We start from the raw sequence: 11,903 nt of genomic DNA, 5'->3' as shown, positions 1-11,903 counted from the left end.
GAAAGGACGGCGGACGTGGACGTGGACGTGCACGGCGCAGTGGCCGAGGGCTTCGAGCCGGTCAGGGAGGCGTTCGCCGCGAACTTCGCGCTGCTCGGCGAGCGCGGCGCGGCGGTGGCCGTGTACCGCGACGGGCACAAGGTCGTCGATCTGTGGGCCGGCGCGAAGGACGTCGACGGTACGGCCGACGGGCCGGCCTGGGAGCGCGGAACGGCGCAGATCGTGCGCTCGGCGACCAAGGGCGTCGCCGCCGCCGCGCTGCTGCTCCTGCACCAGCGCGGCGAACTGGACCTGGACGCCCCGGTCGGCGCGTACTGGCCCGAGTACAAGGCGGCCGGCAAGGAACACACCCTCGTCCGGCATCTGCTGGCGCACCGCGCGGGCATACCGGCGCTGGACCGCCCGCTGACCCCGGCCGAGGCCGCCGACCCCGACCTGGGCGCCGCCGCGGTCGCCGCGCAGCCGCCGGTGTGGGAGCCGGGCACGGACCACGGCTACCACGCCCAGACCTACAGCTGGCTCGCCGGCGAGCTGATCCGGCGGGTCACCGGCCGCCCGGTCGGCGACTGGATCGCGGACGAGATCGCCGGACCCGTCGGCGCGGACCTCTGGCTCGGGCTGCCGGAGTCGGAGCACGCGCGCGTGGGCTGCGTCGGGCCGGTCGAGGCGCCGGAGACCGCGGGCACGCTGAAGACGCGCCCCAAGCGCGCGGTGGCCGAGGCCTACGCCGATCCGGACTCGCTGACCCGGCGGGCGTTCGCCGCCATCACCCCGCTCCCCGACGAGAACGACCCCGCCTACCGCGCGGCCGCCCTGCCCGCCTCCAACGGCATCGCCACCGCCGACGGGCTGGCCCGCGTCTACGCGTCCCTCATCGGCGACGTGGACGGCGGCACGCGCCTGTTCACCGCCCGGACGACGGAACTGGCCCGCGCCGAGCAGTCCGCCGGACCGGACCGGGTCCTGGTGGTGGGCACCCGGTTCGGCCTCGGCTACATGCTGCACGGCAGCGCGTCCCCGCTCCTCGCCCCCGGTTCCTTCGGCCACCCGGGCCGCGGCGGCGCCCTCGCGTTCGCCGACCCGGAGTCCGGCATCTCCTTCGGCTACGTCACCAACGGCTTCCGCACCAGCGTGACGGCGGACCCGAGGGCGCAGGCGCTGGTCCGGGCGCTGCGCACGGCGCTCGCGTAACGCGCGCCGCCGGGCCCGCCCGGCGTCACACGTTGATCGGGTGCGAAGTCCGTCCGGACGCCGCGTCGATCTCTCCGTGGGCCTTGGTGAGCAGTTGCATGGCCAGTTCGTTGAGGGCGCGCGCGCCCGCGATCTCCTCGCCGACCCTGGGCTGGTTGGCGTCGACGGTGTGCCTGCTGGCCCGGCCGTGCGCGCGCATCTCCGAGCCGTCGGGCAAGCGCACCATGGCCACCGCGCGCGTGTGCAGATCGTCCTCCACGAACTCCATCTCGACATGCCATCCGACAGCGGTTTGCAACATGACGACCACCTCCGAAGACCGCTGCTTCCAGGGTGCGCCCTGGAAGCCCCGGCCGTCATGTCGGCGTCTGCGCGCCCTTCTCGTCGAAGCTGGCGAAGTACGCGGCGGCCATGTCCTCGTCGGCGTGGCCCTGGGCGGCGGCGCGGGCGAACCGCTCGGCGGTCGCGGCGGCGACGTCGAGGCGTACGCCGCCGCGCTCGCCGGCCTGCACGATCAGCCGGGCGTCCTTCTCTGCGGTGGTCACGGCGAACGACGCCGGTGACAGCTTGCCGTCGAGCACCAGCGCGGCCTTGGCGCGCAGATAGCCCATGTCGAGCGGGCCGCCCTCGATGAGGTCGAAGAAGCCCTGCGGATCCACGCCGAGGGCCCGGGCGAGGGCGAGCACCTCGCCGGTCGCGGCCGTGGCGGCGAGGACCCAGCTGTTGGCCACCAGCTTCAGCCGGCTGGCGCTGCCCGAGGCACCGTCGTCCCCGGTCCACACGGTCTTCGCGCCGACCGCGTCGAAGACCGGCGCGAGTGTGGCCCGCCCCTCCTGCGGCCCGGCGGCCAGCACGGTCAGCTGACCGGCCTCGGCGGGCTGGCGGGTGCCGAGGACGGGAGCGTCGTAGAAGACCAGCCCGTGCTCGCGGGCGAACGCGGCCAGGTCGCCGACCAGGTCGGTGCCGGCGGTGGTGCACTGCGCCCACACCGTGCCGGGGCGCAGCGCCGGGGCGGCCTCGCCCAGGGTGTCCAGGACCGTCCGGCCGTCGTAGAGCATCGTCAGGACGACGTCGGCGCCCTCGACGGCCTCGGCGGGCGTGGCGGCGACGCGGGCACCGTCGGCGGCGAGCGGTTCGGCTTTCTCGCGCGTCCGGTTCCAGACCCGCACGTCCAGCCCTGCCCGGCACAGATTGCGGGCCATGGCGGCCCCCATGATGCCGGTGCCCAGCACGCTCACGGTCGGCTTGTCGCTCATTGACGGCTCCCTGTCGTCGTCCGGCTGCTGTCTCGTGGTCCCCTGCCATCTTCGCGACGCCGACGGACACACGCACGCGTGCGTACCACCCGGCGTGCGGCATCGGTCCGGACCGCTCCCCGAAGAACAGTGCTCCGATCGGCGCGTCGCCGACGAGTGCGGGCGTGACCAGGGCGGACAGTTCGCCGGGGTCCTCGCGAACTCCCGTGCCGCATACCGTAACTTGGCTCCGTTCGGGGCCAGTCGGCCCCCTCTGAAAGGCGACGACTTCATGGGCTCGTCCTCGTCACACAGACCCCGCCCCAGGCGCACCACCACGACGACGGCAGCGCTCGGCCTGCTGATAGCCGCGGGGATCGTGCAGTCGACCGCTGCCTCGGCCACGACACGGGACAACCCCCCGGCCGTTCCAGCCGACTTGAGCACCTCGCCGGCCACCTCATGCCAAGGCGACACCCTCGTGGGCGACGGCGACGTCACCCTGTACGCGAAGGTCTCCGACCCCGACGGCGGCACCCTGGGCGCCGATTTCCGCCTGTCGCCGCACGGCAGCGAATCCGGCGACGCGACCGCCGAATCGGACCCGGCGAAGCTGACCGTGCAATCCGGCGACAGTGCCGTCTACGTCATCCCGAAGGCCACCCTGGAGTCGGCGGCAGGAGGTTCCGTCACCGAGTTCGACTGGAAGGTCCGGGCCACCGACCTCCACCGCACCGGCGACTGGTCGACCGTCTGCCACTTCTCGTTCGACCCGACGCGCCCGGGTACGCCCGTGATCGCCCCGCCAGGGGCGTCCACCGTCGGGCGGCCGTTGAGCGTCGCCGTCACCGCGCCCAGTGGCGGGACCGTACCGAGCAGCTACCGATACCAGCTCGACGCGGGCGCCCCGGCCACCGTGACCGCGGACGCCTCCGGCAACGCCACCATCACGGTCACCCCGACCAGCCGCACCAACACCCTGTCGGTCACCAGCATGTCCGCGGGAGGCAACTTCGGCGGGACGACGACCATTGCCTTCGACTCCACCGCGCCGACGACCGGTCAGGCCGACGGCGACCTGACCGGCGACGGCATCCCTGACCTGCTCACCGTCGGCGCCCGCAACGGACTTCCCTCGGGGCTGTGGCTGGCCCCCGGTACGGGTGACGGGCACGTCGGTACCGCGCCGAGAGACATCGGCGTCAACGGCAACGGCTTCAACACCGTCGGCTCGCCTTCGGACTTCGACGGCTCGGATGTCGTCGCCGGACGCTTCACCGGCGGCACCGAACAGGACGTGCTGGTCTACTACCCCGGTGGCAACGACGCGGGCGGCGGCGAGATCGTCAAGGGCAACGGAGACGGCTCGCCGCTCAACCCGGTCAGCGGGACTGCTGTCGGCATCCCGGCCGGTGCGTTCCAGGACATCAACGGCGACAACCCCGTCCAGCTCGCCGACGCCGGAAACACATCCGGCGGCAACACCGGGTTCCCCGACCTCGTCGGTGTCTCCGGCGACAGCGTCAACGGTTATGCCCTCGACCTCTACCCGAGCGGCGCCGGCGCCGGCGTCTACCAGTTCCCCGTCGCGCTCAACGCCCACACGCCCGACGGCACCGCGGACTGGAACAACTGGACCGTCGCCACCACGCAGCTGCCCACCACGGGCGGCGCAAGCAGCACCGCGATGTTCCTGTGGAAGAAGTCCACCGGCGAACTCGACCTGTGGAAGAACCTGGCCGCCGACCCCAACACCGGCAACCTCACCTACACCGCCTACCCGGTCGCCACCGGGTGGAACACCGGTGCCGCACTGGACCTGCAGGCCGCCGACGCCAACAGTGACGGCGTACCCGACCTGTGGACCGTCTCCGCGGGTGGGACGGTCACGGCCAACCTGTTCACCGACCTCTCCACCACCGCCCCGGCCACGGTGACGCGCGTCACCGAGGCTCTCACCGCCAACTGAAATCCGGGGGCCGGGGCGCTGATCGGGCCGGCCGTGGCAGCACGGCGGGCCCACCGGACGGCGGCCGTGACGAGCGGCGTCACGCGGTCTGCTCGCGCACGTCCACCACGGTCGCACCGGCGTGTGCCACCAGCGCCTCCGGCCCGATCGGGAAGACGGTGTGCGGCGTGCCGGCCGCCGCCCACACCTCGTCGTGCGCGAGCAGCGAGCGGTCGGCGAGGACGCGCGTGCGCGTGCGGTGTCCGAAGGGCGGGACGCCGCCGATGGCGTACCCGGTGGTCTCGCGCACGACACCGGCGTCGGCCCGCGTGACCTTGCCCGCTCCCAGTTCCGCGCGCACGCGCTCCACGTCCACGCGCGAGGCACCGTCCATCAGGACGAGCACCGGGACACCGTCGGCGGCGAAGATCAGCGACTTGCAGATCTGGCTCAGCCCGCACCCGATCGCGGCTGCGGCCTCGGCGGCCGTCCGGGTGGCCTCCGGGAACCGCCGGGTCCGCGCGAGGACGTCCTCCAGCCCGCGCGCACGCATCGCTTCGGCAAACCGGGGGTGGGCACCGGACTCCCCGGTGCCCGTGGCGGTCGTCGTCATGCCCGGCACGCTACGGCATCGATCCGGCCGCGCTCACGGGGTTTTCGGCCGCCACCGGGTGCCCGCCGCGGGCGAGGCGAAGCAGCCGGTGAGGGTGCAGCCCCGTCCCCACGGGCACCCTCACCGGCCGGTCGTACCGGCCGGGGCCGATACGGGCTAGACGCGGTACGTCACGCGCGTACCAGCTCCCGCTCCCCGTCGGGGTCCGTGTCCCTGCCGTCCGCGGCGGACCGCGTGCGCAGGCCCTCGCCCTCGACGTCGACGTTCGGCAGGGCGCGGTCGAGCCACCTCGGCAGCCACCAGGCCCGCTTGCCGAGCAGGGCGAGCACCGCCGGGACGATCGCCATGCGGACGATGAACGCGTCGAAGAAGACGGCGATCGCGAGGCCGAAGCCGATCATCTTGATCATCGACTCGCTGGAGCCGATGAAGCCCGAGAAGACGGCCATCATGATGACCGCGGCGGCGGTCACGACCCGTGCCCCGTGCCGGAAGCCGGTGACCACGGCCTGGGTCGGCTTCTCGCCGTGGACGTACGCCTCCCGCATCCGGGTGACGAGGAAGACCTCGTAGTCCATGGCGAGACCGAAGACGACGCCCACCATGAAGATCGGCATCATCGACATGACCGGGCCGGTCTCGGAGACGTTGAACAGGCCGGACAGCCAGCCCCACTGGAAGACCGCGACCACGGCGCCGAGCGCCGCCGTCACGCTGAGCAGGAAGCCGAGGGCCGCCTTCAGCGGGACGAGGACGGAGCGGAAGACCACGATCAGCAGGAGGAAGGCGAGGCCCACGACCAGGGCCAGGTACGGCAGCAGCGCGTCGTTCAGCTTCTGCGAGACGTCGATGTTCATCGCCGTCGAGCCGGTGACCAGGATCTTGGAGTCGGTCTGCCGCGCGACCTCCGCGCCCTTGCCGCGGATGGCGTGCACCAGGTCCTCGGTCGTCCTGGACGACGGCTTGGACCCGGGGACGACCGTGATGGTCGCGGTGTCGCCGGCCTTGTTGGGCACGGCCGGCGTGACCGTGACGACGTCCTTCAGGCCCTTGATCTCGTCGCCGACCCTGGTGAAGGCAGCCTTCGCGTCGTGGCTGCCCTTGGCGTCGACGACGACCATCAGCGGACCGTTGAAGCCCGGCCCGAAGCCCTCGGAGAGCAGGTCGTAGGCGCGGCGCTGGGTGGTGGAGGTCGGCTGGGAGCCGTCGTCCGGCAGGCCGAGTTCGAGGGAGGCGGCCGGGACCGCCGCCGCGCCGAGGCCGATCACACCGAGGAGGAGGACGGCGACCGGACGGCGTACGACGAAGCTCGCCCAGCGGGTGCCCATGTTGGGCCTGCCCGGATTCTTGGGCTTACGGCCGCCGCCGAGCAGCTTGCTCTTCTCGCCGGCGGGCTTGACCCTGCGGCCGGCGTAGCCGAGCAGCGCCGGGATCATCGTCAGCGCGATGAGGACGGCGATGGCGACCGTGCCGGCGGCCGCGATGCCCATCTTGGTCAGCATCGGGATGTTGACGACTGACAGGCCGACCAGGGCGATGACGACGGTCAGGCCCGCGAAGACCACCGCCGAGCCCGCCGTGCCGACGGCGCGTCCGGCCGCTTCCTCGCGCTCGCGGCCCTCGGCCAGTTCGGCGCGGTAGCGGGAGACGATGAACAGGGCGTAGTCGATGCCGACGGCCAGGCCGATCATCGAGGCCAGGGTGGAGGTCGTGGAGCCCAGGTCCAGGGCGCTGGCGAGCGCGGTGATCGTGGAGACGCCGATGCCGACGCCGATGATCGCGGTCAGCAGCGGGAATCCGGCCGCGAGCAGCGAGCCGAAGGTGATGACGAGGACGACGGCGGCGATCGCGATGCCGATGACCTCGCTGGAGCCGGTCTCCGGGGTCGCGGTGAGCGCGTCACCGCCGACCTCGACGGTCAGCCCGGCGTCGCGCGCGTGCTGCGCGGCCTCCTTCAGGGCGTCCTTGGAGGAGGCCTTGAGCTCCATCCCGGAGACCTTGTACTTCACCGCGGCGTAGGCGATCGAGCCGTTCCGGCTGACGGCGTGCCCCGCGTACGGGTCGGCGACGGAGACGACCTCGGGACCGCTGCCCAGCTCCTTGACGGTCTTCTCGACGGCCGCCTTGTTGAGCTGGTCGGTCATCTTCTCGCCGGCCGGCGCCTTGAAGACGACGCGCGCGGTGGCGCCGTCGGCGCTCATCCCGGGGAAGCGCTGTTCGAGGAGGTCGAAAGCCTTCTGCGCCTCGGTGCCGGGGATGGAGAAGGACGTGCTGCCGGCGGGCGGCGCGGAGGCGGCGCCGACCCCGGCGAGGGTCAGCAGCGCCACCCATATGAGGGCGACGAAGTGCCGTCGCCGGAAGGCGAGACGGCCAAGTTTGTACAGGAATGTGGCCACGGAGGCGTACTCCCGGTCAGGTCGTGGGGTTGATCAGGGCAGGGGTGGTCAGCCCGACGACGTGAGCGGTGACGTCAGAAGGTGGGCTTGCTGGGGAGAGAGGTCAGTCGGTGGGAACGCCGAGGGCGGGGAGGACCACGGCGTCGATGTACGACATGAGGAAGGACTGCGTCGGCGGCAACTCGTCGATCATGGTGCGGGCGGCGAACCCTCCGAGCATCATGTGCATCATGAACTCGATCGCCGGGTTGTCCGGCCGGATCTCACCCCGGTCGACGGCCCGCTGCACCACGCGGCGGAACGACGCCATCTCGGGCTCGATCAGATGGTCCCGGAACGCCCGCAGGAGGTCCGGGTTGCTGTGCACCGCCATGGCCAGGCCCCGCATCAGCGCGGAGTTCTGCTCCATCTCGCAGTCGTCCGAACGCAGGGTGAGAGCGCGCAGGTCGCCCTTGAGCGATCCCGTGTCGATCCCGTCGAGGCCCATGCCGCCCGGCTTGTTGTGCCGCACCGCCTTCGCCACCAGCTCGGCCTTGCCGCCCCACTGGCGATAGAGCGTCGCCTTGCTGGACTTGGTACGGGCGGCGACGGCGTCCATGGTGAGGGCGTCGTAGCCGACTTCGCGGAGCAGGTCGAGCACGGCCTCGTACAACTCGGCCTCCCGCTCGGGCGTGATCCGACTGCGGCGCGCCGTTGCGACCACCTCGGTCATGCCACTCACCCTTCCGCTCCGGAGCCTCCTGTTTCGTACTCCATGAAGATACCCCGAGAGCGAGCGAAACGAAACCGTTTCGTACGTGGGTTGGATCACGGTTGTCTGCTTTCCATAAGCAGCGACGACGAGCGTACGAGTTGCTCGTGCCGTTTGCCCGGAAAAGCATAGGGAGGTGAGCTATCTGCGCCTTCCCCACCTCAGCGGCGATCTGCTGTGCTTCGTGGCCGAGGACGATCTCTGGCTGGCCCCCCTCGACGCGCCGGGCCGCGCCTGGCGCCTCACGGCGGACCGCACCAAAACCGGCCACCCGCGCTTCTCGCCCGACGGCCGCCGTATCGCCTACACGACCTGGCGCAGCCTCGACCCCGAGATCCACCTGGTCGGCGTCGACGGCGGTCCCGCGCGGCAGCTGACGTACTGGGGCAGCTCCGACACCCGGGTCTGCGGCTGGACGCCCCCCGAGAACGGGGAGAGCGACATCCTCGCGGTCGCCTCGCACGACCAGCCCTTCTCCTACTTCACCTGGGCCTACAAGGTCCCCACCGCCGGCGACCCCGGCGCGCGGCTGCCCTGGGGCCCGGTCACCGACATCCAGGTCGCCGACGTCGACGGTGAACACAGGACGCTGCTGCTCACCGGCACCCCGCCGCACGAACCGGCCTCCTGGAAGCGCTACCGCGGCGGCGCCATGGGCCGCCTGTGGCTGCACGGCACGCAGCTCGTGCCCGACATCGGCGGCCATCTGGCCTGCCCCATGTTCGTCGCCGGCCGCGTCGCCTTCCTCTCCGACCACGAGGGCGTCGGCAACCTCTACTCCTGCGCGTACGACGGCACCGACCTGCGCCGCCACACCGACCACGACGCCTTCTACGCCCGGCACGCCGCCGGCGACGGCACCCGGGTGGTCTACCAGTGCGCGGGCGACCTGTGGCTCGTGGACGACTTCTCCCCGAACGCCGTACCGCACAAGCTGGACATCCGGCTCGCCGGACCCGCCACCGGCCGCCGCCGCTATCAGGTGCCGGCCGCGCAGAACGTCGACGGCATCTCCGTGGACGAGACCGGCCGGGCCAGCGCCGTCGTCGTCCGCGGCAGCCTGTACTGGCTCACCCACCGCGACGGCCCGGCCCGCACCATCGCCGACACGCCCGGCGTCCGGGTACGGCTGCCGGAGATGCTGGGCACGACCGGCAAGGTCGCGTACGTCACCGACGCCGACGGCGAGGACGCCGTCGAGATCGCCCAGCTGCCGCGCGCGTCCGGCGACCGCGCCCCGCACCGGCTGGCCTCCGGGGCGCTCGGCCGGGTCCTGGAGATGGTCTGCGATCCGCTCGGCGAACGGCTCGCCATCGCCTCGCACGACGGACGGCTGCTGCTGCTCGACACGGGAGAGGGGGAGGGCGGCGAGGCCGCGGAGACCCCGGCCGCGGAGGCCGCCGAGGGCCCCGCGAACGCGGAGGGGGCCGAGGGGGCCGAGGAGACCGGGCAGGGCGAGGTGCCGGGAGGTGCGGCCGGCCAGGTGACCGAGCTGATCCGCTCCGTCAACGGCCCCGTCCGCGACCTCGCCTTCTCCCCCGACGGCGCCTGGCTCGCCTGGTCCCACCCGGGCATCGGCCGCTCCCTGCGCGAGATCAAGCTGGCCCGGATCAAGGACCGGCTCATCGTGGACGTCACCAACGGCCGCTTCGAGGACGAGAACCCCGTCTTCACCCGCGACGGCCGCTACCTCGCCTTCCTCTCCTGGCGCGGCTTCGACCCGGTCTACGACGTCCACACCGGCGACCTCTCCTTCCCGCTCGGCTGCCGCCCGTACCTCGTCCCGCTGAGCTCGGCGACCCCCTCCCCCTTCGCGCTGAACCCCGAGGGCCGCCCGGCCGCCGGCGGGCTCGACCCGGTCGAGGAAGAGGAGACCGGCGAGGCGGGCACGGTGACCGTCGAGGTGGAGGGCCTGGCGAACCGGGTCACGCCGTTCCCGGTCATCGCGTCCAAGTACTCCGCGCTGCACCCGGTCGCGGGCGGCGGCCTGGTCTGGCTGCGCTGGCCGATCTCCGGCGCGCTCGGCGAGACCTTCGCCAACCCGGCCGACACCAGCGGCCGTCCGACGCTGGAGTACTTCAACATCACCAAGGCCAAGAAGTCCGAACTGGTCGACCACCTGGACTGGTTCGCGGTGAGCGGCGACGACACCCGCCTGGTCGTCGTGGACGAGGGCGAGCTGCGCGCGGTCCCGTCCACGGAACCGGGCGACGGCGACACGACCGTGTGGATCGACCTGCGCCGCATCCTGCACGAGGTGGACCCGCCCGCCGAGTGGCGCCAGGCCTACGAGGAGGCGGGGCGCATCATCCGCGGCTACTTCTGGGACCCGGGCATGTGCGGCATCGACTGGGACGCGGTGCTCGACCAGTACCGCCCGCTGGTCGAACGCGTCGCCTCCCCCGACGAGTTCGCGGACCTCCTGCGCGAGGTCCTCGGCGAACTGGGCACCTCGCACGCGTACGTCACCGCCGCCCGCCGCAACGAGGGCCCGCCGCACTACCAGCGCCGGCAGGGCCTGCTCGGCGCCAACTTCGTCCGCCGCGAGGCCGGCTGGGCCCTCCGGCGGATCCTGCCCGGCGACTCCTCCGACTCCCGGGCCCGCTCACCGCTGGCCGGCACGGGCATCCGTGAGGGCGCCGTGCTGACCCATGTCGACGGCCGCCCGGTCGACCCGGTGACCGGGCCGTATCCGCTCCTCGCCGGCGCCGGCGGGACGACCGTGGAGCTGACGTTCGTACCCGCGGACGGGGGCGCCGAGCGGGCCCGGCGGGTCGCGGTCGTCCCGCTCGTCGACGACCGCCCCCTGCGCTACCAGGACTGGGTCGCCAAACGCCGCGGTGTCGTACGGGAGTTGAGCGGCGGCAAGTGCGGCTATCTGCACATCCCCGACATGGGCGGCTCCGGCTGGGCCCAGTTCAACCGCGATCTGCGCATGGAGGTGTCCCGGCCCGCGCTGATCGTGGACGTGCGCGGCAACGCGGGCGGGCACATCAGCGAACTCGTCATCGAGAAGCTGACGCGGACGATCCTGGGCTGGGACCTGACCCGGGACGCCCAGCCGGTGTCGTACACCTCGAACGCGCCGCGCGGTCCGGTGGTGGCCCTCGCCGACGAGGCGACCTCCTCGGACGGCGACATGATCACGGCCGCCTTCAAGCTGCTGAGGCTCGGCCCGGTGGTCGGCCAGCGCACCTGGGGCGGCGTGGTCGGCATGACCGGCCGCCACCGGCTGGGCGACGGCACGGTCATCACGGTCCCGATGAACGCGGCCTGGTTCGACGCCTACGGCTGGTCCGTGGAGAACCACGGCGTCGCCCCCGACCTGGAGATCATGCGCACCCCCCTGGACTGGGCCGAGGGCCGCCATGCCCAGATGGACGACGCGATCCAGCTCGCCCTGGACCTCCTGACCTCCACCCCCGCGGCCGTCCCCCCGGACCACAGCGACGTCCCGAACCGCTCCCGCCCGAAACTGCCGCCGCGGAAGAACGGTTAGGGCGCCCTCCGCGAGCGAAGGGCGCCCCATGCCGACAGGCCGGCCGAAGCCGAGCGCAGCGGCTACGCGTCGTAGTCCCGGTCGAACCGGTCCTTCATCTCCTGGTCCGAGTCCTCGATGTCACGCATGTTCTCGTGCTTGAGTCCCCGCTCGGACGAAGCCTGCTGCTTACCGCGCTGCCCGGCCTGCTGACGGGCCTGGTCGCCCTTGCCCTTCGCCCGCTGCTTCAGCTCGCCGGCCTTGTTCTGGGACTGGTCCTTCATACCCATG

The 11,903-nt window shown here is 72.5% G+C and carries 9 protein-coding genes; 3 read left to right on the top strand and 6 right to left on the bottom strand.

Features of this window, described 5'->3' with window-relative positions; genetic code table 11:
• Window positions 1-21 precede the first annotated feature (21 nt).
• Window positions 22-1,191, top strand: coding sequence for a serine hydrolase domain-containing protein (locus tag BIV23_RS04070; protein ID WP_071379464.1), 1,170 nt, complete (start codon window positions 22-24; stop codon window positions 1,189-1,191).
• Between the two features lie 25 nt (window positions 1,192-1,216).
• Here BIV23_RS04070 and BIV23_RS04065 read toward each other — a convergent pair whose 3' ends face one another.
• Window positions 1,217-1,492, bottom strand: a complete 276-nt coding sequence (locus tag BIV23_RS04065; RefSeq protein WP_071379463.1) for a DUF1876 domain-containing protein — start codon at window positions 1,490-1,492, stop codon at window positions 1,217-1,219.
• Window positions 1,493-1,547: 55 nt separating this feature from the next.
• Window positions 1,548-2,447, bottom strand: a complete 900-nt coding sequence (locus tag BIV23_RS04060) for an NAD(P)-dependent oxidoreductase (RefSeq protein WP_071379333.1) — start codon at window positions 2,445-2,447, stop codon at window positions 1,548-1,550.
• A gap of 460 nt (window positions 2,448-2,907) precedes the next feature.
• Between BIV23_RS04060 and BIV23_RS04055 the strand changes: the two genes are divergently transcribed.
• Window positions 2,908-4,395: a hypothetical protein gene (locus BIV23_RS04055; protein ID WP_071379332.1), complete on the top strand. Its 1,488-nt coding sequence runs from the start codon at window positions 2,908-2,910 to the stop codon at window positions 4,393-4,395.
• Window positions 4,396-4,474: 79 nt separating this feature from the next.
• Here BIV23_RS04055 and BIV23_RS04050 read toward each other — a convergent pair whose 3' ends face one another.
• The 3 genes from BIV23_RS04050 to BIV23_RS04040 form a co-directional block, all read right to left on the bottom strand.
• On the bottom strand, window positions 4,475-4,987 hold the full coding sequence (locus tag BIV23_RS04050; protein WP_071379331.1) for a YbaK/EbsC family protein: 513 nt from the start codon (window positions 4,985-4,987) through the stop codon (window positions 4,475-4,477).
• Window positions 4,988-5,157: 170 nt separating this feature from the next.
• The gene (locus BIV23_RS04045) at window positions 5,158-7,383 is read right to left on the bottom strand and encodes an MMPL family transporter (RefSeq protein WP_071379330.1); all 2,226 of its coding nucleotides are present in this window, start codon (window positions 7,381-7,383) and stop codon (window positions 5,158-5,160) included.
• A 103-nt stretch (window positions 7,384-7,486) separates the two neighbouring features.
• Complete coding sequence (locus BIV23_RS04040; RefSeq protein ID WP_071379329.1) at window positions 7,487-8,095, bottom strand: TetR/AcrR family transcriptional regulator; 609 nt, start codon at window positions 8,093-8,095, stop codon at window positions 7,487-7,489.
• 175 nt (window positions 8,096-8,270) lie between these two features.
• On the opposite strand from BIV23_RS04040, the gene BIV23_RS04035 reads away from it, so the two are divergent.
• Entirely contained in the window at window positions 8,271-11,633 is a 3,363-nt protein-coding gene (locus tag BIV23_RS04035) for a S41 family peptidase (RefSeq protein ID WP_071379328.1), read from the top strand.
• Window positions 11,634-11,695: 62 nt separating this feature from the next.
• On the opposite strand, the gene BIV23_RS04030 is transcribed toward BIV23_RS04035, so the two are convergent.
• Window positions 11,696-11,902, bottom strand: a complete 207-nt coding sequence (locus tag BIV23_RS04030) for a hypothetical protein (RefSeq protein ID WP_071379327.1) — start codon at window positions 11,900-11,902, stop codon at window positions 11,696-11,698.
• Between the last annotated feature and the right edge of the window lies 1 nt (window position 11,903).

Source organism: Streptomyces monashensis (genome assembly GCF_001866665.1).
GTDB classification, from domain to species: Bacteria; Actinomycetota; Actinomycetes; order Streptomycetales; family Streptomycetaceae; genus Streptomyces; species Streptomyces monashensis.
Note: the sequence above shows the minus strand (reverse complement) of the source record. Positions and strands in the feature narration are given on the sequence as shown.